Origin of the sequence: Paenilisteria rustica (assembly GCF_013820765.1) — a bacterium.
GTDB classification, from domain to species: Bacteria; Bacillota; Bacilli; order Lactobacillales; family Listeriaceae; genus Listeria_A; species Listeria_A rustica.
Map to the genome: position 1 here is coordinate 296,044 of NZ_JABJVM010000001.1, position 22,227 is coordinate 318,270.

23 protein-coding genes and 1 other RNA gene are annotated in these 22,227 nt (G+C 42.4%); 22 read left to right on the plus strand and 2 right to left on the minus strand.

Translation table 11 applies throughout. The features are described 5' to 3' along the window. Nucleotides 1–57: 57 nt before the first annotated feature. The 17 genes from HPK16_RS01445 to HPK16_RS01525 all read left to right on the plus strand — a co-directional run bounded on the left by HPK16_RS01445 (nt 58) and on the right by HPK16_RS01525 (nt 15,216). On the plus strand, nt 58–387 hold the full coding sequence (locus HPK16_RS01445) for a nucleotide pyrophosphohydrolase (protein ID WP_036064417.1): 330 nt from the start codon (nt 58–60) through the stop codon (nt 385–387). Then, on the plus strand, nt 388–1,176 hold the full coding sequence (gene dapB, locus HPK16_RS01450) for a 4-hydroxy-tetrahydrodipicolinate reductase (protein ID WP_181675228.1): 789 nt from the start codon (nt 388–390) through the stop codon (nt 1,174–1,176). Between the two features lie 17 nt (nt 1,177–1,193). Further along, on the plus strand, nt 1,194–1,598 hold the full coding sequence (mgsA, locus tag HPK16_RS01455; RefSeq protein ID WP_181675229.1) for a methylglyoxal synthase: 405 nt from the start codon (nt 1,194–1,196) through the stop codon (nt 1,596–1,598). A gap of 13 nt (nt 1,599–1,611) precedes the next feature. Beyond that, nucleotides 1,612–2,796 carry a CCA tRNA nucleotidyltransferase gene (locus HPK16_RS01460; RefSeq protein ID WP_181675230.1) on the plus strand — a complete coding sequence of 395 codons (1,185 nt, stop codon included), beginning with the start codon at nt 1,612–1,614 and terminating at the stop codon, nt 2,794–2,796. Then, on the plus strand, nt 2,774–3,748 hold the full coding sequence (locus HPK16_RS01465; protein WP_181675231.1) for a biotin--[acetyl-CoA-carboxylase] ligase: 975 nt from the start codon (nt 2,774–2,776) through the stop codon (nt 3,746–3,748). Before HPK16_RS01460 ends, HPK16_RS01465 begins: the two co-directional genes overlap by 23 nt. A 185-nt stretch (nt 3,749–3,933) precedes the next feature. Further along, nucleotides 3,934–4,452: a GNAT family N-acetyltransferase gene (locus HPK16_RS01470; protein ID WP_181675232.1), complete on the plus strand. Its 519-nt coding sequence runs from the start codon at nt 3,934–3,936 to the stop codon at nt 4,450–4,452. 20 nt (nt 4,453–4,472) lie between these two features. Further along, nucleotides 4,473–4,892 carry a thioredoxin family protein gene (locus tag HPK16_RS01475; protein ID WP_181675233.1) on the plus strand — a complete coding sequence of 140 codons (420 nt, stop codon included), beginning with the start codon at nt 4,473–4,475 and terminating at the stop codon, nt 4,890–4,892. A 226-nt stretch (nt 4,893–5,118) separates the two neighbouring features. Next, nucleotides 5,119–5,952 (plus strand): 3-methyl-2-oxobutanoate hydroxymethyltransferase, encoded by an 834-nt coding sequence (panB, locus tag HPK16_RS01480; protein ID WP_181675234.1) that lies wholly within the window; start codon nt 5,119–5,121, stop codon nt 5,950–5,952. A gap of 1 nt (nt 5,953) precedes the next feature. Further along, a complete protein-coding gene (panC, locus tag HPK16_RS01485) occupies nt 5,954–6,799 on the plus strand; it encodes a pantoate--beta-alanine ligase (protein ID WP_181675235.1) in 846 nt (281 codons plus the stop codon). 1 nt (nt 6,800) lies between these two features. Further along, complete coding sequence (gene panD, locus HPK16_RS01490; protein WP_181675236.1) at nt 6,801–7,184, plus strand: aspartate 1-decarboxylase; 384 nt, start codon at nt 6,801–6,803, stop codon at nt 7,182–7,184. A gap of 60 nt (nt 7,185–7,244) precedes the next feature. Further along, nucleotides 7,245–10,022: an ATP-dependent DNA helicase DinG gene (dinG, locus tag HPK16_RS01495; protein WP_181675237.1), complete on the plus strand. Its 2,778-nt coding sequence runs from the start codon at nt 7,245–7,247 to the stop codon at nt 10,020–10,022. A gap of 48 nt (nt 10,023–10,070) precedes the next feature. Beyond that, entirely contained in the window at nt 10,071–10,628 is a 558-nt protein-coding gene (locus HPK16_RS01500) for a cell wall elongation regulator TseB-like domain-containing protein (RefSeq protein ID WP_425487905.1), read from the plus strand. A 29-nt stretch (nt 10,629–10,657) separates the two neighbouring features. Next, a complete protein-coding gene (locus HPK16_RS01505; protein WP_181675239.1) occupies nt 10,658–11,842 on the plus strand; it encodes a pyridoxal phosphate-dependent aminotransferase in 1,185 nt (394 codons plus the stop codon). A gap of 11 nt (nt 11,843–11,853) precedes the next feature. After that, nucleotides 11,854–13,146: an asparagine--tRNA ligase gene (asnS, locus tag HPK16_RS01510; RefSeq protein WP_181675240.1), complete on the plus strand. Its 1,293-nt coding sequence runs from the start codon at nt 11,854–11,856 to the stop codon at nt 13,144–13,146. 193 nt (nt 13,147–13,339) lie between these two features. After that, nucleotides 13,340–14,065 carry a DnaD domain-containing protein gene (locus HPK16_RS01515; RefSeq protein ID WP_181675241.1) on the plus strand — a complete coding sequence of 242 codons (726 nt, stop codon included), beginning with the start codon at nt 13,340–13,342 and terminating at the stop codon, nt 14,063–14,065. Between the two features lie 4 nt (nt 14,066–14,069). Beyond that, a complete protein-coding gene (nth, locus tag HPK16_RS01520; protein WP_181675242.1) occupies nt 14,070–14,729 on the plus strand; it encodes an endonuclease III in 660 nt (219 codons plus the stop codon). Further along, the gene (locus HPK16_RS01525; RefSeq protein WP_181675243.1) at nt 14,722–15,216 is read left to right on the plus strand and encodes a YpoC family protein; all 495 of its coding nucleotides are present in this window, start codon (nt 14,722–14,724) and stop codon (nt 15,214–15,216) included. Before nth ends, HPK16_RS01525 begins: the two co-directional genes overlap by 8 nt. An 88-nt stretch (nt 15,217–15,304) precedes the next feature. On the opposite strand, the gene HPK16_RS01530 is transcribed toward HPK16_RS01525, so the two are convergent. Beyond that, nucleotides 15,305–17,908 (minus strand): transglycosylase domain-containing protein, encoded by a 2,604-nt coding sequence (locus tag HPK16_RS01530; RefSeq protein WP_181675244.1) that lies wholly within the window; start codon nt 17,906–17,908, stop codon nt 15,305–15,307. 39 nt (nt 17,909–17,947) lie between these two features. Then, entirely contained in the window at nt 17,948–18,550 is a 603-nt protein-coding gene (gene recU / locus HPK16_RS01535; RefSeq protein ID WP_181675245.1) for a Holliday junction resolvase RecU, read from the minus strand. Between the two features lie 330 nt (nt 18,551–18,880). Here recU and HPK16_RS01540 point away from each other — a divergent pair, with 330 nt between their 5' ends. The 5 genes from HPK16_RS01540 (at nt 18,881) to HPK16_RS01560 (ending at nt 22,220) form a co-directional block, all read left to right on the plus strand. Beyond that, nucleotides 18,881–19,222: a YppE family protein gene (locus tag HPK16_RS01540; RefSeq protein WP_425487908.1), complete on the plus strand. Its 342-nt coding sequence runs from the start codon at nt 18,881–18,883 to the stop codon at nt 19,220–19,222. Continuing rightward, entirely contained in the window at nt 19,219–19,767 is a 549-nt protein-coding gene (locus tag HPK16_RS01545; RefSeq protein WP_181675247.1) for an SLOG family protein, read from the plus strand. Before HPK16_RS01540 ends, HPK16_RS01545 begins: the two co-directional genes overlap by 4 nt. Before the next feature lie 403 nt (nt 19,768–20,170). Next, nucleotides 20,171–20,503: a cell division regulator GpsB gene (gene gpsB, locus HPK16_RS01550; protein WP_036078358.1), complete on the plus strand. Its 333-nt coding sequence runs from the start codon at nt 20,171–20,173 to the stop codon at nt 20,501–20,503. 22 nt (nt 20,504–20,525) lie between these two features. After that, nucleotides 20,526–20,910: RNase P RNA component class B (rnpB, locus tag HPK16_RS01555), an RNA gene on the plus strand. 170 nt (nt 20,911–21,080) lie between these two features. Then, on the plus strand, nt 21,081–22,220 hold the full coding sequence (locus tag HPK16_RS01560) for a THUMP domain-containing class I SAM-dependent RNA methyltransferase (protein ID WP_181675248.1): 1,140 nt from the start codon (nt 21,081–21,083) through the stop codon (nt 22,218–22,220). The last annotated feature ends 7 nt before the right edge of the window (nt 22,221–22,227 follow it).

Here is a 22,227-nt window from a genome sequence, read left to right on the forward strand (position 1 = left end):
TAGAATGGGTAAAGTAAACTTCCATACTAGTTTACCACAAAAGGAGCGAAATAAAGCATGGCAAAAACGATGCAGCAGTTGCAAGATGAGGTAGACGCGCTGATTGGCCAGTTCGAAGAGGGGTATTTTTCTCCTTTAGCGATGATGGCGCGCGTGACAGAAGAAACAGGAGAGCTGGCTCGCGAAATCAATCATTATTACGGCGAGAAACCGAAGAAAGCTAGCGAACCAGAGAATACGGTAGCCGCGGAGCTCGGAGATGTGTTATTTGTCCTCATTTGTATGGCAAATTCGCTAAATATTAGCTTAGAAGAGGCGCACGATACGGTCATGAAGAAATTCAAGGAACGTGACGCCGATAGATGGACCAAGAAGGAGGACAAATAAATGAAGGTAGCAGTACTCGGTTTTAAAGGTAGAATGGGGCATGAGGTCGTAAAAACGGTCCTCCGTGAAGCAGATTTGGAATTGGTTGCAGTGCTCGATCATGCGCCACAAGAGAAGAATATCCGTGAGATTGCAGAATTTGTCAATTTAGATGTGCCTGTATTTGACGACTTGGAGAAATTGTTAACGAGCGTGGAGCTGGATGCCGTTGTTGATTTTACAACGCCAAAAGTTGGCTATTCCAATACAAAATTAGTGTTAACGCATGGTGTGAGTCCTGTTGTTGGCACGACTGGTTTTACGCCGGAACAAATTACGGAATTGACAGAACTGGCAGCATCGAAAAAAATTGGCGCGATAATTGCTCCGAATTTTGCGGTGGGTGCAGTATTAATGATGCAGTTTGCGCAAAAAGCGGCGAAATACTTCCCAGATGTGGAGATTATCGAGTTGCATCATGATAATAAACTAGACGCGCCAAGCGGTACGGCTGTGAAAACGGCGGAAATGATGGCGGAAGTTCGTGACTCGAAACGTCAAGGTGCGGCGAACGAGGAAGAAACGATGGAAGGTGCTCGTGGCGCGGATTATGAAGGCATGCGTATTCACAGTGTTCGTTTACCAGGTTTGATTGCGCACCAACAAGTGCAATTTGGCGCAGAAGGCCAAGGGTTAACGATTCGTCACGATTCCTATGACCGCATTTCTTTCATGTCAGGTGTTGCTTTTTCGATTCGCAAAACGGCAGAATTAGATACATTAGTCTACGGTTTAGAAAATTTAATTTGATGAGGAGTGGTTGATACATGAACATTGCCTTAATCGCACACGATCGTAAAAAAGAATTGATGATAGAGCTTACATTAGCTTATAAACTCATCTTAGAGCCACATACATTATTCGCAACAGGAACGACTGGTTTGCGAATCATGGAGGCGACTGGACTTTCGGTACACCGTTTTCAGTCAGGTCCGCTCGGTGGCGATCAGCAAATTGGTTCCCGAATCTCGGAGAACAAGATAGACTTGGTGATTTTCTTACGTGATCCACTCGCAGCGCAGCCTCACGAACCAGATGTGACAGCGCTCATCAGATTATGTGATGTTTATGAAATTCCACTTGCAACCAATATCGGAACGGCAGAAGTATTATTGCGCGGTTTGCAAGAAGGATTTATGGATTGGCGCGATTTAAGACGCAACGAAGAATAGGAGTTTTTAATGAATGAAAGCAATTTTTAAGAAAGCCGTGCCTGTTTTAGCAAAACTAGAACAGGCTGGTTTTGAGGCTTATTTTGTAGGTGGTTCTGTACGAGACACGTTGCTCGGTCGTGAGGTGGCGGATATTGATATTGCGACAAGCGCCTTTCCAGAAGAAGTGAAGCAGATTTTCATGCGGACATTTGATACGGGGATTGAGCATGGCACTGTTTCTGTATTGGAGGCGGGAGAAATATACGAGATTACAACGTTTCGCACAGAGGGTACGTATGCCGATTTTAGACGTCCAGATGAGGTTGTATTTATTCGTTCATTGGAGAAAGATTTGGAACGTCGCGATTTCACTATGAATGCGATTGCGATGGGGCTTGATGGCCGATTTATCGATCCTTTTGGTGGACAACAAGATATGGCAAATAAACAGATTCGCGCTGTTGGTAAGGCGTGGGAACGATTTCACGAAGATGCCCTGCGAATGATGCGCGGTGTCCGTTTTGTAAGTCAGCTAGATTTTTCGCTTGAAAAAGATACATATGAGGCCATGCAACAAAATATCGCCCTTCTGAAAAATATTGCGGTGGAACGAATCGCTGTAGAATTTGTGAAATTAATGAAAGGCCAAGCGGTCAACGTTGCGTTACCATTAGTGCAGAAACTCGAGATGTTGCATTATTTACCAGGTTTTGAGGGGCAGAGTGTTGCGATTCAGAGGTTGGAGTCTTGGGATTTAGCGGCTGCTAGTGATGATGAAACTATCTGGTTTGTCGTTGTGCTAGCGGTGATGCCGGAGAATGTGGGGGCCTTTTTGCGTGCTTGGAAATTGCCGAATAAGTTGATTCGTGAGGTAATAAAAGCGTATGATCTAGCGAACAAGCGTGTATGGAGCGATTACGAATTGTTTGCAACGGGATCACATACGGTAGCTCTAGTCGAGAAAGCGCGATTGGTTCAAACGGGTGAAACGGAATGGACCGCTTTACACGAACGTTTAGCGGCGCTTCCTGTCCAGTCACGAAGCGAGATTCAGGCGGGTGGTAATGATATCATGGCATGGGTGGATAAAAAAGGTGGTCCGTGGCTAAAAGAGTTGCTCGCGAGGCTCGATCAAGCCATCATTGAAGGAGAAGTCGCGAATACACAGTCAGAAATTAAAGGATGGGTGAAGCATGTTATCAACGAATCGCCGTAAATTATTAGATGTATTTCGGGCGGCAGAGGGCGAACTAGTTTCAGGGCAAGAGATTGCGGATGCGCTGAATTGTAGCCGGACAGCCGTATGGAAACAAATAGAGGAGTTAAAAAAATCTGGTTTTGAGATTGAGGCGAAGCGGGGAAGTGGCTACGCGATTCAACCAGCCGAAGAAATATTCACAGAAGACATGCTTTATTTTCGTGCTAGAACAAAATTTATCGGTCAACAAGTAGCATTTTATCCAGAAGTGACATCTACGCAAATTGTTGCACATCAACTGGTTGGCGAAGGTGCAGGCGATGGAACCGTTGTTATTGCAGATCAACAAACAGCTGGGAAAGGGCGCTTAGCTAGACCTTGGAATTCACAAAAAGGAACAGGAATCTGGATGAGCACCATTTTAAAACCAGAAATCCCAATGCAGCAAGTTCCGCAGTTCACTTTTATTGCTTCCTTGGCTGTTGCAGAGGCTATCGAGAATATCACTGGTTTAGAGCCACAAATTAAATGGCCGAATGACCTTTATATTGATAAACGCAAAGTGTGCGGTGTTTTGACGGAAATGCAGGCAGAGGCAGAACAGGTAAACGCGATTATTATCGGGACAGGCATTAACGTGAATCAAGATTTTTTCCCAGAAGAATTGCGTGATAAAGCTACTTCTTTGGCTATTTTAGCAGGACATCCCATTTCCAGAGGTGCCTTATACGGCGAGATTGTCGCTCAGTTGGAAAAATACTATTTGCTATTCTTAGATCAAGGCTTTGCACCGATTAAGCTGTTTTGGGAAGCAAGAGCCATTCCTTTTAGTGAAAAAATTGTAGCTAAAACAATCCAAGGCGAGATTCGTGGGACAGTAAAAGGTATATCAGATGAGGGCGTACTTATCGTTCAAGATGCTGTAGGAGAAGAGCATCGGATTTATTCAGCAGATATTTTGCTTGGGTAGTAAATTCTTTTTTTAGGCTGAAATACTGTGTTAGAAAACGTTTGTAAGCTGTAGGAAAATAAAGATAAGGCAAAAGTTGCGTCTAAACGCATCAAAAATTGGCTTTAAAATCTCTTTTTAGCGTTTTTTCTTTTAGAAGATACTCAGGTATACTAAGAAAAACCGCTGAAAAGGAGAGTTGACCGATGGAGTTTAAATGGTTGGTTCGGGATGAATTGTCCCAGTTGAAGGATATTGATCGCAAGGAATTTGTTGGAGAAGTTTACTACGTTCGCAATCAAACGTTACAATTAGTGAAGGAATACTATGATATTGAAGGTTGGCTTGAGAGTGAATTGACGATTTATGTGCAACGACTAGAATCGCTTTTTGACCGAGATGGTATTATTATTGGTGCGTATGAGGAAAATGTTCTAGTTGGGCTAGTTTCACTGGAAAGCTATCTTATTGATGGTAAGACGATGAAGCTGGACATGTTATATATTAGTCATGATTATCGCGCGAAAGGGCTCGGTCGGCGGCTTATTGATATTATTTCGCAAGAGGCAACAGAACTCGGTGGAAAAGAACTATATATTTCGGCGACACCCGTTCGTAACACGGTAGACTTTTACTTAAGGTTAGGTGCAGAATTAGCTAATCCACCAGATATCTATTTATTTGAGCTGGAACCGCTGGATATTCATCTGATTTTACCGATATAAAAAAGAGGAGATTTGAATTGATGAAGAAATTATTATTTTTAGGAATGTTGGGTGTTTTTTTAGTGCTTGCGGCATGTGGCAATGAAAAGGCAGAAGATAGTAAGCAGCTGGATAAGATAACATTAGCAGAATTTCAAGCGAAATTGGACAATAAAGAAAGTGGTTTTGTCTATATTGGTAGGCCAACTTGCCCAGATTGCCAAGCTTTTCAACCAACCTTGGATAGTGTTTTGAAGGACCAGAAGATGCGCTTAGCTTATTTTGATACAGATGCTGCACGAGAGAAAGCGGAAGATGAGACAAAAACATTTTTACAAGATATGAAGGTAAAGACAGTTCCAGTTATTTTCTATTTGGAGGATGGTAAAGAAGTAGCACGATATGATGGAAATGACGATAAAACCGCGCTGAAAGCTTGGTTTGAAAAATACAGTAAATAAAGGGGTAGGCGTATGTCACGAAGTATTTCGGTAGGCATGCGCTTTTCTTTCTAATGCTGTCAATTATAGTCAGTTTAAGAACTTTCGAAACAGCTTGAAATGTGTTACTATAACAAGGAGGAAAGCAACTACTGGCTGTATCTTAATAAGAACGGCACATGTTTTCTTTGAAGAAAAATACTTTGCTTTGATCCGATACGGACAGAGACAAGAGGAGCCGATTGAAATGAAAAAACCTGTTGATTTTTTTAAGATGAAAGAAGATCAGGAGAAAATGACGATGTTAACAGCTTATGATTATCCGTCAGCAAAGAATGCCGAGAAGGCGGAAGTCGACATGATTCTTGTGGGAGATTCGTTAGGAATGGTTGTTTTAGGATACGATTCCACGATTCCAGTGACGATTGCTGATATGATTCATCATACGAAAGCTGTGCGACGCGGTGCCCCGGACACGTTTATCGTTACGGATATGCCATTTTTAAGTTACCATGGTTCGATAGAGGAAACGATTCGAAATGCAAGGCAAATAATTCAGGAAACTGGGGCGAATGCGCTGAAATTAGAAGGTGCGGATGATGTATTCACTAAAATCAGGCATTTAAGCGCTGGCGGGGTTGCTGTTGTGGCGCATCTTGGATTGACGCCCCAAACGGTGGGTTTAACGGGTAGTTACAAAGTCCAAGCGAAGTCAAAAGAAGCAGCACAGGATTTGTTGAGACAGGCGAAAGAAGCGGAGGCAGCAGGTGCGATTGCGCTCGTTTTAGAAGCTATTCCAAGGCAGCTTGCAAAAGAAGTAACGTTGGCTGTTACGATTCCAACGATTGGTATTGGCGCTGGGGTTGATACGGATGGTCAAGTGCTTGTGTATCATGATGTGATTCAATATGGAACGGATCGGGTGGCTAAGTTTGTAAAGATTTATGCGGATGTAGATAGAGTGATTGATACTGCTTTATCAGCCTATGTTCATGATGTGAAATTGGGAAACTTCCCAGCTCTAGAGCATACCTTTACGATGAGTGAAGAAACATTGAAAGGTCTTTATGGGGGCGAATGACATGAAAATTATACGTAATATAGAGGCTTTACGAGCAGTCGTTGCATCCAGTAAGAAAGAACGGAAAACGATTGGTTTTGTGCCGACGATGGGATTTTTGCATGAAGGTCATATGGCACTTGTGAAAGCAGCTAAGGCAGAAAATGATATCGTGGTTATGAGTATATTTGTGAATCCGACACAGTTTGGACCAAATGAAGACTTTGAAAGTTATCCTCGCGATGAGGCTCGTGATACATCACTTGCAGAGCAAAATGGCATAGATATTTTATTTTTGCCATCTGTCGAAACGATGTATCCGGAAAGTTTAACAGCAACAATTCACGCGCAAAAGCGAGTTTCGGTACTAGATGGAGCGACTCGAGAAGGACATTTTGATGGTGTTTTGACAGTGTTAGCGAAATTATTTCATCTTGTTCAACCTGATGGCGCCTATTTTGGTCAGAAAGATGCGCAGCAAGTAGCTGTAGTACAAGGATTTGTCGCAGATTACTTTTTGCCATTAAAGGTTCGGGTGATTCCGACTGTTAGAGAACAGGATGGGCTAGCTAAAAGTTCGCGTAATGTGTATTTGACAGAGCAGGAGCGTGCGGATGCACCGGTGATTCATATGGCGTTGCGCAGAGCTCGAATGGAAGTGAAGGAGAAGGATAAGACGAGAGTGTTGGCTAATATTCGAGCAATTGTGAATCAGAAAAAAACACATGAAAAAATTGTTTATCTGGATATGTATCAGTATCCTTCGTTTGAACCGGTTGAAGATTGGGAAAAGCCTATTATTATTGCGATTTGTGTGCAGTATTCGAAAGCTAGATTAATTGATAATGAAATCATAGGAGGTGCATGACATGATGCGTTCTATGATGCATGGCAAAATTCACCGAGCTACAGTAACGGAAGCCAACCTCCAGTATGTTGGTAGTATAACGATTGACGAGGCGTTGTTAGAAGCGGTAAATATGTTGCCAAATGAGAAGGTACAGATTGTAAATAATAATAACGGCGCTCGTTTGGAGACTTATATTATCCCTGGAGAGCGAAATAGTGGTATTATTTGTTTGAACGGTGCGGCAGCAAGAATGACGCAGGTGGGTGATACGATTATTATTATGGCCTATGGTATTTTTTCGGAAGAAGAGATTGTGAATCACCAGCCTAAAATAGTAGTTCTAAATGAGGCGAATCGTATTGTCCAGACTTTGCCAGAAGAAAAAGCACAAACAACACTGTGATATGAGGAGGAAGCTAGGTTTCGAATCTAGCTTCCCGATTTTAGTAAAGGGGGGATAATCGTGAAAAATAAAAGATATATCGTCGTGGATTTGGAGACTACGGGAAACCAAGCGAATAAGGCGGATAAAATTATTCAATTTTCGGCGTGTATTGTGGAGGATGGTGAGATTATAGATCAGTTCTCTACTTTCCTAAATCCAGAGAAGCGGATTCCTCCTTTTATTAAAGAACTAACAGGAATATCTGAAAAAGATGTGAAGGATGCGCCATTATTTGAAGATGTATCGTCTATCATCCATTCGCTAATTGATGGTGGGATTTTTGTGGCGCATAATGTGAGTTTTGACTGGACCTTCTTACAAAAAGAAATGCATGAAGCTGGTGAAGTGCCACTCAAAATGAAGCTTCTTGATACAGTGGAGCTCGCGCGTATTATGTATCCAACGGTGGATAGTTTTAAATTGCAGGACTTAGCGGATGAGTTTGGGCTAGGTCACGATTCTCCTCACCGGGCAGATAGTGATGCACGTGTGACGGCTGAATTGATGTTGCTTTTTCTTGAAAAATTGGAGACATTACCGCTTGCGACTATTCGTAAACTAACGACGCTTTCGCAGCATTTGACCGGATATCTTGCAGAGTTACTTTTTGAGATAGAGATGCGTAAAGAGCGAGAGTTGGCAATGCTAGATACGAAATGGACGGAATATAGGGGACTCGTGATTCGCAAAAAAAACTTACAAGAAGTGCAATATAGTCGTGCAGATACCAGACGATATCCCGAGACGGATGAAGAGAAAACGACGCTTTTTAAGGCAACAGATGAGACTTTAATACCTCGAGCTGGTCAATTTATCATGATGGATACGGTTATGGCATCGTGGGAGAAACAGGAAAATACGCTTATTGAGGCAGGAACCGGGATTGGAAAAACATTAGGCTATTCTTTACCAGCAATTTATTTTGCGAAGGAACACCAAATTCCAATCGTGATTAGTACATATACGAACCTTTTGCAGTCTCAAATATTTCATAAGGATATTCCGCTACTTGCCGAACTGACGGATTTTGATATACAGGCTGTTGTATTAAAGGGCAGAGAGCATTATATCAATTTGTTTAAATTTGAACAATTACTATCGGAAGTTGATAAAACCTATGATGTTGTTTTAACGAAAATGCAGATACTTGTATGGTTGACGGAAACAACGACGGGGGATATTGATGAAGTCAACTTATCTGGTGGTGGCCAGCTTTTCTGGAATCGAATGAAACACACGGGATGGTTCCTTTCTCCGCAAAAAGATCCGTGGCTTGTCCATGATTTTTATTTGTTTAATCAAAAGCAGGCCAAAGCGGCAGACCTAATTATTGTGAACCATGCGTTACTTCTACAAGATCATTTTGGTGGTGGGAAATGGCTGCCTGATTATGAATATGCCGTAATCGATGAGGCGCACCATTTCACGGATGCCGCGCGAGCACAACAGAGTTTTGTTTTTTCTTATCGTAGGATGAAATTTTTCATCAATCGGTTAGGAACATTAGGAAAAGAAGCGATGTTACAACGCTTAGAGCTTATGTTTCCTGAGCAACACCAGCTTTTTGATATTGAGATTGCTATCATAAAGCTAGAAGAGGCGCTGGAGAATCTATTTTTATTGCTGGCACAGAAGCTACTGAGAGCAAGTAAGAATACTACGGAGTTAATATTGGTTGAGAATGTCATCGATGAAAAGTTAGACGCAGCTCTTTTTTTCGCTGGTGAGAAGGTACTATTATTGATGCGTGAAGTGAGTTCGACGCTTGAGTTTGTCTTAGAATATGGGAAGCGTGAGGCGGAGAACTTTAGTGAAGGAGAATCGGTATTTTTAGAAGAAGTTTATTCGTTTGTGCTAGATTGGAAGCGTGCGGAGAGCCAATTATCTCGAATGCTTTACGAGAAAGAAGAGGCGATGATGCTTTATATCGAAGCAGATCGAAATAAGGCGCTTAGTAGCGTGCGCCTCAGAGCGGATATTGTACAGGTAAATCATACGTTGCAGAAGGACTTTTTTGATACTAAAAAATCAGTTGTTCTGACATCTGCAACGCTTACGGTAGATGATTCTTTTGCTTACATTCGGGCTGAATTAGGCTTGGACGCAGCTACTAAGACCAAACAGATTAAGTCGCCATTCGATTATGGAGAAAATGCGCGAATTCTCATTCCCTCTGACATGTTGCCGGTCAAAGGAACGCCTGTGGAGGAATATACGAGCAAGTTAGCCGCGTATCTCAGCGCGATTGCAAAAGAAACATCGGGTCGGATGCTTGTCCTTTTTACAGCGCATGATATGTTACAAAAAACATACCGCAAAATGAATCAGGATGCATCTATCGCGGAATATCGGATTTTAGCGCAAGGTGTATCATCAGGCAGTCCAGCACGATTAACGAAACAATTCCTCGCCTTTGATAAAGCTATTTTACTCGGAACGATGAGTTTTTGGGAAGGAGTCGATATTCCAGGCGATGATTTATCGTGTTTGGTTATTGTGCGTTTACCATTTGCACCGCTTGAGGATCCATATACGAAAGCCCAGATTGCTTTGCGTAAAAAAATGGGACTAAATGCATTCCAAACCTATTCGTTACCGGAGGCTGTTCTTCGCTTTAAACAAGGCTTTGGAAGACTAATTCGGCGGGAAACGGATCGTGGGATTGTGTTTGTTTTTGATAATCGTATGGATACAACTAATTTTGGGAAAGCATTCTTGAACTCGATTCCTGAGGTACCTATTGTGAAAGGGCGAGAACTGGAATTATTGGAGGAAGTGAAGAAATTTTTTGAATAACTGTTTTTTTTGCTTCAAATATCGTGATGGTATTGCTATAATAAACCTATGCCTGAAATTGGCGACAACAGCGTAAAGCTAATAGAAATGAGAGTAGATATGTTGCGAAAAAGTAATCGAAAAAGTTACTGGAAGTGGATTTGGATTAGTGTTACCGTTCTTGTCGTTGTGATAGCAGGGTTCTTCACCTTTTTCTACAGCGCCCAGAAGCCGGTTCGCGCAGATGAAGAGACGGCACTCGCACGCATTGGCGGTAAAGTAGATTTGAAAGAGCAAAAGGATTTTTATTTGTACAATGGTTCAAATGGTGTGTATTACGTGCTTACAGGTACGAATAGTAAAAAGAAAGAAATTATTGTCTGGGTTCCTAAAAGCAAGAAAGGGACAGTAGTCGTCAAGTATGCAAAAGATGGTATTTCTAAAGATGAGGCAATTGCTAAAGTGAAACAGGAAAAGAATCCCGTTAAGATTCTGAATGTGACACTTGGTATGGATAAAGGCGTACCAATTTGGGAAGTTTCCTATTTGGATAAGGATAATAACTTAAATTATTATGATTTGGATTTTGAAACAGGCGAATGGTACCGAGCAATTGAGAATTTATAAGACTTTTTAAAATTTAGGAGGGAACGTGCATGGACCTACCGCTATCGAAACGTGTCCAAGAAATTGCTGCATCGCCAACACTTGCGATTACGGCAAAAGCAAGAGAAATGAAGCAGGCTGGAATTGATGTTATTGGGCTTGGAGCTGGGGAACCAGATTTCAATACGCCACAAAACATCATTGATGCTGCTGTCGATTCAATGAACAAAGGATATACCAAGTATACAGCAACAACGGGAATACCAGAATTAAAGCAAGCCATTATTGGGAAGTTGCAACAAGATCAGAATTTAGCCTACAAGCCAAATCAGATTTTTGTGGGAACTGGAGCAAAACATGTGCTATACTGTGCTTTTCAAGCGATTCTGAACCCTGGTGATGAAGTCATTGTACCTGTACCTTACTGGGTGACTTATCCGGAGCAAATTAAACTTGCTGGCGGTGTGCCAATTTTTGTAGAGACCGGTTTTGATGCGGATTTTAAAATCACAGCCGCTGATTTTGAAAAGGCTGTGACGCCAAAAACGCGAGCTATCGTGCTTAATTCGCCAAACAATCCGACGGGGATGACTTATTCTAAAGCGGAACTGGTTGCGATTGGACACGTGGCGGAGAAGCATGGTATTTATATCGTTTCGGATGAAATTTATGAGAAGCTGTATTATGGGGACAAAAAAGACCTCGTTTCGATTGCTTCTTTAAGCGATGCGTTATATCAATGGACAATCGTGATTAACGGCGTTTCAAAAGCGTATGCGATGACTGGTTGGCGCATTGGCTATGCGGCTGCGGCTGAACCGATTATTGCGAGTATGGGAAGGCTTGCCGATCATATGACGAGTAATCCGACAGCAAACGCTCAGTATGGCGCTGTTGAAGCTTATAATGGGGATCAAGCGGTTCCTGAGAGCATGTATAAAGCTTTTGAAGAGCGGATGGAGCGGTTTTATCCAGTTTTAGAATCTATTCCTGGATTTAGACCGAAGAAACCAAGTGGCGCTTTCTACTTCTTCATTGATGTAGCAGAGGCCGCGCGTATGAAAAGCTTTGCAGATGTGGATGCTTTTGCAAAGAGTTTGTTAGATGATGCTTTTGTCGCGGTTGTTCCAGGCTCAGGTTTTGGTATGCCAGATTATATACGGATATCGTACGCGACAGACCCAGCCTTGTTCGAACAAGCGCTTGACCGAATGAAAGATTTTATGAAAAATTAGGGAGTGTAAACATGCAAATTACGATTAATCAAGCAGCAAAACATGTGGATAAAGAAGTGAAGATTGGTGGATGGCTCAGCAATAAACGCTCGAGTGGTAAGATCGCCTTCTTGCAATTACGAGATGGGACAGGCTTTGTGCAAGGTGTTGTTGTGAAAGAGGAAGTAGGCGAAGAGCTTTTCCAAACGGCAAAAGGTATGTCTCAAGAAACCAGTCTTTATGTCACTGGGACGATTCACGAAGATACGCGGTCCCCGTTTGGCTATGAAATGGCTGTAACTGGAATTGAAGTTGTCAGTGAATCCGTTGATTACCCAATTACGCCGAAGGAACATGGAACGGAATTTCTGATGGATCATCGTCATTTATGGTTGCGTTCTAATCGTCAACACGCGATTATGAAGATTCGTAACGAAATTATTCGCGCGACATATGAATTCTTTAACGAAGAAGGCTTCTTAAAAATTGATCCACCGATTTTGACTGGTAGCGCGCCAGAGGGGACAACGGAGCTTTTCCACACGAAATATTTTGAAGAAGATGCCTTTTTGTCACAAAGTGGTCAGCTATATATGGAAGCTGCAGCGATGGCGTTTGGCAAGGTATTCTCATTCGGACCAACTTTCCGTGCAGAAAAATCAAAAACACGCCGTCATTTAATTGAATTCTGGATGATTGAGCCCGAAATGGCATTTTATAAGTTAGAAGACAGCTTAAAAGTACAGGAAAATTACGTGGCATTCCTTGTCGCTGCTGTACTCAAGAATTGTCGTCTAGAGTTGGATCGCTTAGGCCGTGACATCTCTCATTTAGAGAAAATGGTTGCACCGTTCCCACGAATCACCTATACAGAGGCAATTACATTACTTAAGAAATTAGGTTTTGAGGATATCGAATGGGGCGACGATTTCGGAGCACCTCATGAAACAGCGATTGCGGATAATTTTGAGAAACCAGTTTTCATTACACATTATCCAAAAGCAATTAAACCGTTTTATATGCCAGAAGATCCGAATAACAGTGAAGTCGTACTATGTGCCGATTTGATTGCACCAGAAGGATATGGTGAAATTATCGGTGGATCGGAACGTATTCATGAACTAGCGATTTTAGAAGCACGCATGAAAGAATTTGATTTAGATTTAGAAGCGTACAGCTGGTATTTAGACTTAGCTCGCTATGGTTCTGTACCGCATTCAGGTTTCGGACTTGGTCTAGAACGTACAGTTGCATGGATTTCAGGAACAGAACACGTTCGTGAAACGATTCCTTTCCCAAGACTGTTGAATCGATTGTATCCGTAATGAAGGACGAATCAAATTAGCTTAGGTTAAATTTCACTACGGTTTTAAAGAACAGCCAGTCCCCACAAAATTCATTTTTTGCGGTGTACTGGCTGTTTTTCTATAGCCAAAAACATAAAAACTCTCCCAAAAAGGTTTTTTCATCACGTTTCCCTTGTTTTTCATGGTATAATTTCTAATGAGGTGTTTCATGATGGATAATAAAATAATGCAAAAATGGTTAGAGGCGGGGAATGTGACATTGCCGCAAGTATTAGTGGAGAACTACGCCAAAATCGGAATGAATGAGCAAGAATTTGTCGTTGTTTTACAGTTACAGTCCTTTCTTGAAAAAGGAGTCTACTTTCCATCGATGGAAGAAATCGCCGGGCGAACAACACTTAGCACGGAACAAGCTTTTCGAATCATTCAGGCACTTGTTAACAAAAAGCTGATTATGATTAAGCAAGTGAACGAAGGCGAGCGGGTTTACACGGAGAGTTACGCGCTTGATCCACTTTGGGAGAAGCTGATGGTCTTTTTCGAGAACCTACATCAAGAGCAAAAAATGGTGTCGCGTGAGACGGAACAAATGAGTTTATATTCGCAGTTTGAGCAGGAGTTTGGGCGCCCGTTGTCTCCGATGGAAGCAGAAATGTTGTCTGCTTGGGTGGATCAAGATCATAATAGTCCGGAGCTCATTCGGGAGGCTTTGAAGGAAGCAGTACTCTCTCAAAAATTAAGTTTTCGCTATATGGACCGGATTTTACTCAATTGGAATCGCAAAAACATCAAAACGCCGGAGCAGGCACGCATGGCTTCCGCTGCTTTTCATGAACAGGTGGCAGGAAGTACTGCTGAGAAGGGCAATGTGACGAGGGTAAAGAAAAGTGAGAATTCGATTCCGCTCTATGATTGGCTAGATAAGAGAAAAGGGTGAACACATGTTAACGAATAAAGAAACCGTGATGTGCATCGAGACAATGGCGGAGATGTTCCCGAGCGCCCACTGTGAACTCGAGCATAAGAATACGTTTGAACTGCTGGTAGCTGTTGTACTTTCTGCGCAGTGTACTGATATTTTGGTTAACCGCGTCACCGCATCACTTTTTGAGAAATACCACGGGCCAGAAGATTATATGAAGGTGCCTGTGGAGGAGCTGGAAAATGATATTCGGTCCATCGGGTTATACCGGAATAAAGCGAAGAATATCCAAGCCTTGTCTCAAAAAATCCTAGATGAGTTTGATGGAGAGGTACCGGCAACGCACGCAGAGTTAGAGAGTCTACCTGGTGTTGGAAGAAAGACTGCCAATGTGGTGCTTTCTGTTGGTTTTGGAGTCCCGGCAATTGCTGTTGATACGCATGTCGAACGTGTTTCTAAGCGATTAGGTATTTGTCGATGGAAAGATTCTGTGACCGAAGTTGAAAATACATTGATGCGAAAACTTCCAAAAGAGATGTGGTCAGACGCGCATCATGATATGATTTTCTTTGGGCGCTATCATTGCAAGGCTAGAACACCAGAATGTGCGAGATGTCCGCTCCTATACCTTTGCCGAGAAGGTAAAAAACAAGCGAAAGCGAGAGGTTTTGATGGCTGATTTTCAATATGCGAAAGAATTGGAACATCCTTTATTTAGAACACCACATGTTGCTGTGGAGGAAATAGACGAGGCATCGATTTTTGTGACTGGTTTACCATTTTGGCAAGAACAACTTTTTTATACACGTGGGCGAGGAGAGATGCCGTGGCACACGGATCCAGAGCAAGCGTGCAGGCGCATGGCAAAGCAGTGGCGTAATATTGCGCAAGAGTTAGATGCCTCTTTTAAATTGCGTGAGGAGCCTGATATATCGATTATTCGTGACGGGCTAGGCATTTACCTTTCGATGCTTTTTTGGAGTAATAGAAGGCCTGTCCAGTTAAATGAATTGGATAAGCATATCGAGACGTTAGAACTTATTCCAATGAATTTGCAAGAACGGTTAGCTTTTATTATGGGAAAATCAGAGACATATCCAGCTTTTAAGCAGTTGAATGAATTAGTGCAAGAGCAAAGAAAGTTAGTGCTAAAAGGGCTGACCTGACAAAGAAACGCATTTCAAATTGGGATGCGTTTTTTTTGTCGTACATAAAAAAACCACTCTGCCTATTGCAGAGTGGTCGCATTCTATTCTAGTTGGCTGGTGGTGGTGTGGTGTTTTGTGTGCTGTTCGTACCAGTACCATCCGTAGCTGGTGTTTCTTGCTGCGTTTGCTCAGGTGGAATAGTAACGGTTGTTGTCGCTGGTGAGCCACGTTTACCATCTTTTACTGGAACTACCATAATGACAACACTCGATCCAGGTGAGCCACCACTCACATTAATGGATGTTGTACCGTAGTTTTGGGTTTGTCCGTTGACGCTGACATCATAGGTGACGCCAGGTCCATTGGATGCCCAACTTGCTGAAATCGTTTTGTTAGCGGCATTATAAGAGCCATTTAAGCCACCTGGTGCTTGTAATGCCGTTTGTTCAGCTTCTTCAGCCGCTTTCTTAGCTGCTTCTTCCTGTTCCTTTTGTTGTTGTTTTAGTTTATCAGACTCAGATTGTTCTTTATCTTTTTTCGCTTTTTCTTCGGCAGCCTTTTTAGCCGCTTCTTTTTCAGCTGCTTTTTCGTCATCTGTTTTTGTTTCGGTTTCGGTTTTCTTCTCAGCGGCTGATTTGGTTGGGATAGTACCGTCTAAGAATAATTCATACGAGATATTTCCACCACTTGCGCCAGATCCTGCACGTGTGATTGGGTTACTTCCAACGATAATTGGAATCTCATTCACGTTGCTAGGTTTTTTGAAGTCTGGGTTTTTCTCGCCAGAAACGAGATGTTCCATTGTTGCTTTGAACATATACGCTGCGATACGAGTTTCGCTTGGTGATAGATAATTCTTGTTTGGCTCGTCATAACCAGTCCAAATGGATACCGTGTAACGAGGAGAGTAGCCGACAAACCATGAATCGGGTGTGCCGTCACTTGGAATGCCATTTTTGATACGAATGCTCTCATCGTAGTTAGTTGTACCAGTCTTAGCAGCAATATTCCAGCCAGGGATGTTTGCTCGAGTACCAGTACCCTTTGTTAGAACGTCTTTTAACATATCGCTAATCATGTAGGCAGTGGACGCTTTCATTGCTACAACAGATTCAGGTTCCATGTTTACTTCTGTTTCGCCATCTGAAAGTAGAATCTTTGTAACGGTATGAGGTTTGTTATAGACGCCACCATTACCAAATGCTGCATATGCTCCAGCCATCTGAATCGGGGAAGCTTCACCACTACCAATTACTGTTGATTCGTACACCTCTTTATAGTTCAAACCAAGATTATTCGCAAAATCTTTCGCGCGATCATAACCTACCTCTTTGGAAGCTTTTACGGCAGGAATATTACGAGAGGAATAAAGCGCATGACGCATCGAAATTTCCCCAAGATAACCAGAATCATAATTTCGCAATTCCTGACCACTTGAATACTGATAAGGAGCATCATTGAAAATATGTGCTGTTGACCAATCTAGGTATTCAATAGCTGGTGCATAGCCTAAAATAGGTTTCATAGTGGAACCAGGTTGGCGTTTAATATCGGTAGCACGATTAAGTCCGCGTGATACTTTCTTTTCGCCAGTATCGCGTCCACCACCGAGGGCTTGCACACGACCAGTTTCCGTATCCATAACAACAACTCCAGCTTGGAATTTCGCGTCTGGATAATTGATGATTTCATTTGTATTCAACATTTTTTCCGTGTACTTTTGGGCACTTGGATCAAGCGCGGTATAGATTGTTAAACCGTCTGTAAATGGATTGTATTTGTCACCAATCTCATCGATAACTTGATCGACATACGTATCATATGCGTATGTTTTTTGTTTACGTGTTGCTTCATCCACTAAACCGTCCGCAATGGCTACCGATTGGGCAGCTTCCATTTCTGATTTCGAGATTTTATCGTTGTTGTACATTAAGGTTAACACGATATCGCGACGTTTTTTCGCTAAATCAGGATTTTCAAATGGGTTAAAACGGTTGGGACTTTGAGGCATACCAGCGATTAGGGCTGTTTGTGCCAAATTCAAATCTTTTAGTTTTTTGCCATAGTAATGCTCGGCGGCTGTTTCCATACCGTGGATACCATCGGATAAGTAAACTTTATTGATGTAAATTTCTAGAAGTTCGTGTTTGCTGTATTTTTGTTCCAGTTGTACAGCCATCCACGCTTCTTGCGCTTTACGATCTAGTGTTTTGTTTGTGTAATCGAGGTAAGACATCTTAATGATCTGCTGCGTCAAGGTACTGGCCCCTTGGGAACCAAATCCACCCGTAATATTACCGACAGCAGCGCTCGCAAGTCGTATCGGATCCATTCCATTATGCTCGTAAAAACGGGAATCTTCCGTTGATAGAACTGCGTTTTCTAGCTGTTTTGGGATATCTTTATACTCAATATATTCCCGGCGTTCTTTACCGATTTCTGCATAGACGTCTCCATTTTTATCTAAAATCTTAGATGAAAGAGGGTCACGCAATTTTGAATCTGTCAGTTTGGGCGCTTCTTTTGCATACGAATAAAATGCGGTTGCGCCACCAGCAATGCCTGCAAATGCGAGAAAGAGTGCGGTGAAGAATACCACTTTAAAAACATTCCCAGTGATACGTTTGCCTTTCCCAGTTGGTTTATTTGTCTCAGGTTGTTTTGCTTGGCTATTGCGGTACTGAGATCTTGTCTGCGGTTTATCTGCCATAGAAAATTTCTCTCCTTTAATGTTGAGGGGCGACTGAACTTAGAAATAATGTTTTCTAATGATGTTTAAGTAGTCTAGCCTCGGATTTAGACCATAAGGAATTTGGTCTGCTACGTGTTTTAACTCTTGCAGGGTTACTGATTTTCTTCCGCCGTCGAGCATTCGTTGCCAAAATGGCTGGAAATGTTCAAAGGGCATGAGATAGACCTCTCCAAGTGTTTGAAAAGCGATGATAACAAAAACGATACCGTCTTGTTTCAGGACGCCTTCCATATGTGTTAACTGATGTTGATGAAAGTTACTAAGAGGAAATGAGCTTGTATTTTTGGTCTCCTTTGCTTCAAAGTCAATATACTTTCCTTGATAAACACCGTTATAGTCCGTGGTTGATGGTGTTTTGAAGTAGGCTTCCTTTATTTTTGCACTACTTCTTTTTGGATAATCAACACCAACGATTTGCACAGGGGTAGGTTTCTTGTGGATGACGGCAAGCCCATGGGTTAAATAGTAGGCATTCGTGTCATTGAGATCTTGCTCGAGTGACATGCCGCGTTTTCCGTAAGAGACTGTCTTTTTTTGTGCGGTGGAGGCGGCAGGTGTATTCGGCTGATACTTTTTTCCATTAGGATATCGTATGGCCATCTGTCATTCACCTCTTTTAAATCGATAGAACGGCAGAACTAGCCATTCTTAATTTGGACTAACACCTATTATAACAAATTTAAATGAAAATGATAGGGGAAATCTGCCTATAAGGGTGTTGTGATAATTTGGGAAATCGGCGAAAACCAAGATAGAACGTACCTTCGCATTGGATTCTGTGCTGTAGAAAAAACTCAATATTTTTTTCATTTCAGGGATTTCACTGTGATTTTTAATACGTTACTCATTAGAAAAGTAGGAGATTGCCATCAAATATGGTATGCTGTTCTCATACTTTTATATAGAAGGAATTGGTTTTTTATGAGTGAAATGAAGGATATAACGATAGAAATGCTACATCATAATGAGGCGATTTGGGAGCTTTACTTAGCGAATCGAGCAGAGCAGCAGACGTTTGATTTTTATGAAGATATGAAGCCGTTCGTGGATGGGGTCAAAGAGACGTGTGATGCGTGGCTAGCACTTGTGATTCCGTGGGTGAATACGGCGCGCCCCACATACCTTGGGCAGGCGCAGTTGCAACAAGTGGCAGATAATATTCAGATGATCGCGGTCAGTGCTTTTAATGGGAAATCATTTTATAAGCATTTCAATGATCATTATCAGTCGGTGGAATATACGTTGAAACGCGTGTTGGAGAAGGCGCCATGAAATCGATTTTTGTTTCGGGTTATAAGAATTTTGAATTGGGCATTTTTAAGCGAGACGCGCCAGAAGCTGGATTTATCAAGGAAGCGATCAAGCGACGGCTGATTGGGCTCATGGACGATGGCTTGGAGTGGGTGATTATTTCGGGGCAGATGGGCGTGGAACTTTGGGCTGGTGAAGTGGTGGCGGAGCTGAAAAAAGAGGAGTATGCGTTGAAATTAGCGATTTTGACGCCTTTTTTGAATCAGGAGAGTAATTGGAACGAGGGCAATCAGCTGTGGTACAATGAGATTGTTGGTGTAGCGGACTACGTGTCGGCTGTGACGAAACGGGAGTATGAGAATCCGCGGCAGTTTCAATTAAAGGACCAATTCGTGCTAGATCACACGGACGGGACATTGCTTGTATATGATACGGAGCGAGAAGGCGCCCCTAAGTTTTTCTATGAAAAAGCAAAGATATACGCGGAGAATGGTGATTATCCAATTTTCATGATCGATTTTTATGAGTTACAAGAAGTTGTGGATTCACTGAACGCCGATTTTTAATGTCCTTTTTTTAGCAAACGAAGGATTATAAATTGACAAATGAGCCGAACTTTGAAAAAATAGAGGTATGTAACGTAGGTGATGAATATTTTTACAATATTTGATTCATAGCTCCAAACCCAGCGCGCTGACAAATGCTTAGATTCTAGGGAAAAGCGAGTACCAACGCGGAGCATACTAGCATATGTGAGCATTGGAACGGAACTTTTAACGACGAAGATGAGTATTTGCCAGCCCTCAGCGTGTTGCCAAATGCTTAGATTCTAGGGGAAAGCGAGTACCAACGCGGAGCATACTAGTGTATGTGAGCATTGGAACGGAACTTTTAACGACGAAGATGAGTATTTGGCGACACGCTGGGTTTACGTTGGCATACAGAAACTAGATATAGAGGTGAAGTTAAATGGCTTCTGAACAATTCGAATATAATTTGACAGGTAAAGAGATTTTAGAAAAAGAATTTAAAACAGGTCTTCGTGGTTATAATCCTGAAGATGTAGATGAATTTCTAGATAAAGTCATTAATGATTATAGTACTTTTTCACAAGAAATTGAGGCTCTACAACAAGAGAATTTGCGTCTACGTGCTGAATTAGAAGATGCTCCGAAAGCAGTGGTTGCACCGAGTTTTCAACAAACAACGCAACCTGCTGGAACGACTAATTTCGATATTCTAAAACGACTAAGCAATCTCGAAAAACATGTTTTTGGGAATAAGCTAGACGACAACCAATAAACGTGATAGAATGATTGAGGTAGCGTTTGGGTAATTGCTGTTTTCCCTATGAAAACAGAGGAAAGTCCATGCTCGCACGGCGCTGAAATTGCCCGTAGTGATCGTGCCTGGTGAAACAATAAGCCAGGGCACTCCGGTTTACCGGTTTGACGGCAGGTGACCCACCTAAGTCTTCGGATATGGTGTTCGAACCTTGAAAGTGCCACAGTGACGAAGTTTCATCAGAAATGGTGGAAGTGGAACGAGGTAAACCCCACGAGCGAGAAACCCAAATATTGGTAGGGGCACTTTTCCCGAGGAATAACAACGAGGGACGAGGTACATAGCTTCACCGTTATGTGCAGATAGATAATTACCACTTTTGTGTGATCCTGTAATCACAGAAGTACAGAACATGGCTTACAAAACGCTACTATCAGGATGAATTAAAAAAGTGAGGGCTGTTTCAAAGTCGGACGTATGGCGGATTTCTTATGCTAAGAGATGCCATAACTTAGTGCACCGTGTGTGTGGCTAGGAGCGTGTGCCTTTTGGAAGGGCTCTTTTTTTAGATATTAATGAGGCGAGGATGGCGATTATGAGGGAATTTGAATTAGTGGCAACAGCTGCGGCTGGGCTTGAGGCGATTGTAGCAAAAGAGGTACGTCGACTAGGTTATGAATGTGAAGTTGATAACGGAAAAGTGTATTTTAAAGGGGACGAAATGGCGATTGCGAAGGCGAATTTATGGCTTCGTGTGGCAGATCGTGTGAAGATTGTTGTTGGGCGTTTTACTGCGACAACATTTGATGATTTATTTGAACAAACGAAGGCTTTACCTTGGGAAGATTTATTGCCACTCGATGCAAATTTTCCGGTAGCTGGTAAATCTGTGAAATCGACATTGTTTAGTGTGCCAAATTGCCAAGCGATTACGAAAAAAGCGATTGTGAGTCGATTGAGTGAGAAGTATCGCAGACAAGGGCGCTTGATGGAGTCTGGTGCTCTTTTTAAGCTTGAGGTTTCGATTTTGAAGGATGAAGTGACGATTACGCTTGATACGAGTGGGGCTGGGTTACATAAACGTGGTTATCGTGTTGGTCAAGGTGGGGCGCCGCTGAAGGAAACGATGGCGGCGGCACTCGTGTTGCTTACAAGTTGGCATCCTGATCGTCCGTTTTATGATCCGGTTTGTGGTTCTGGAACGATTCCGATTGAGGCGGCTTGGATTGGACGGAATATCGCACCTGGTTTGCGTCGGGATTTTGTTTGTGAGACGTGGGATTGGATGTCTCCGGATATTTGGAAAGAGGCTCGCGCGGAAGCAGAAGCTGCGGCGAATCATGAGCAACCGCTAGATATTACTGGGACGGATATTGATCACCGGATGATTGAAATTTCGGAGCAGAATGCGTTTGAGGCAGGTCTTGAAGATGTGATTGAGTTCAAGCAAATGCAGGTGGCTGATTTTACGACAGAAAAAGAATACGGTGTTATCGTTGCGAATCCGCCATATGGAGAGCGTTTGGAAGACGAGGAGTCGGTTCGTGAACTGTATCGTGAAATGCGTGCGGTGTATCGTAATATGCCAACGTGGTCGGTGTATGTGCTGACAAGTTATGAAATGTTTGAGGAAGTGTATGCAAAACGGGCGACGAAGAAACGTAAGTTGTATAATGGTTATTTACGGACGGATTTGTATCAATATTGGGGGCCAAGACCACCGCGTAGAGATTAGAGGAAAT

What these genes read in the sequence shown, in the direction of transcription:
- panC (WP_181675235.1), top strand. Translation starts at nt 5,954, where the DNA reads ATGAAAATTATACGTAATATAGAGGCTTTACGAGCAGTCGTTGCATCC.
- dapB (WP_181675228.1), top strand. Translation starts at nt 388, where the DNA reads ATGAAGGTAGCAGTACTCGGTTTTAAAGGTAGAATGGGGCATGAGGTC.
- HPK16_RS01515 (WP_181675241.1), top strand. Translation starts at nt 13,340, where the DNA reads ATGGATAATAAAATAATGCAAAAATGGTTAGAGGCGGGGAATGTGACA.
- gpsB (WP_036078358.1), top strand. Translation starts at nt 20,171, where the DNA reads ATGGCTTCTGAACAATTCGAATATAATTTGACAGGTAAAGAGATTTTA.
- panB (WP_181675234.1), top strand. Translation starts at nt 5,119, where the DNA reads ATGAAAAAACCTGTTGATTTTTTTAAGATGAAAGAAGATCAGGAGAAA.
- HPK16_RS01530 (WP_181675244.1), bottom strand. Translation starts at nt 17,908, where the DNA reads ATGGCAGATAAACCGCAGACAAGATCTCAGTACCGCAATAGCCAAGCA.
- HPK16_RS01445 (WP_036064417.1), top strand. Translation starts at nt 58, where the DNA reads ATGGCAAAAACGATGCAGCAGTTGCAAGATGAGGTAGACGCGCTGATT.
- panD (WP_181675236.1), top strand. Translation starts at nt 6,801, where the DNA reads ATGATGCGTTCTATGATGCATGGCAAAATTCACCGAGCTACAGTAACG.
- HPK16_RS01475 (WP_181675233.1), top strand. Translation starts at nt 4,473, where the DNA reads ATGAAGAAATTATTATTTTTAGGAATGTTGGGTGTTTTTTTAGTGCTT.
- HPK16_RS01460 (WP_181675230.1), top strand. Translation starts at nt 1,612, where the DNA reads ATGAAAGCAATTTTTAAGAAAGCCGTGCCTGTTTTAGCAAAACTAGAA.
- asnS (WP_181675240.1), top strand. Translation starts at nt 11,854, where the DNA reads ATGCAAATTACGATTAATCAAGCAGCAAAACATGTGGATAAAGAAGTG.
- recU (WP_181675245.1), bottom strand. Translation starts at nt 18,550, where the DNA reads ATGGCCATACGATATCCTAATGGAAAAAAGTATCAGCCGAATACACCT.
- HPK16_RS01465 (WP_181675231.1), top strand. Translation starts at nt 2,774, where the DNA reads ATGTTATCAACGAATCGCCGTAAATTATTAGATGTATTTCGGGCGGCA.
- HPK16_RS01500 (WP_425487905.1), top strand. Translation starts at nt 10,071, where the DNA reads ATGCCTGAAATTGGCGACAACAGCGTAAAGCTAATAGAAATGAGAGTA.
- HPK16_RS01470 (WP_181675232.1), top strand. Translation starts at nt 3,934, where the DNA reads ATGGAGTTTAAATGGTTGGTTCGGGATGAATTGTCCCAGTTGAAGGAT.
- HPK16_RS01560 (WP_181675248.1), top strand. Translation starts at nt 21,081, where the DNA reads ATGAGGGAATTTGAATTAGTGGCAACAGCTGCGGCTGGGCTTGAGGCG.
- HPK16_RS01545 (WP_181675247.1), top strand. Translation starts at nt 19,219, where the DNA reads ATGAAATCGATTTTTGTTTCGGGTTATAAGAATTTTGAATTGGGCATT.
- mgsA (WP_181675229.1), top strand. Translation starts at nt 1,194, where the DNA reads ATGAACATTGCCTTAATCGCACACGATCGTAAAAAAGAATTGATGATA.
- nth (WP_181675242.1), top strand. Translation starts at nt 14,070, where the DNA reads ATGTTAACGAATAAAGAAACCGTGATGTGCATCGAGACAATGGCGGAG.
- HPK16_RS01505 (WP_181675239.1), top strand. Translation starts at nt 10,658, where the DNA reads ATGGACCTACCGCTATCGAAACGTGTCCAAGAAATTGCTGCATCGCCA.
- HPK16_RS01540 (WP_425487908.1), top strand. Translation starts at nt 18,881, where the DNA reads ATGAAGGATATAACGATAGAAATGCTACATCATAATGAGGCGATTTGG.
- HPK16_RS01525 (WP_181675243.1), top strand. Translation starts at nt 14,722, where the DNA reads ATGGCTGATTTTCAATATGCGAAAGAATTGGAACATCCTTTATTTAGA.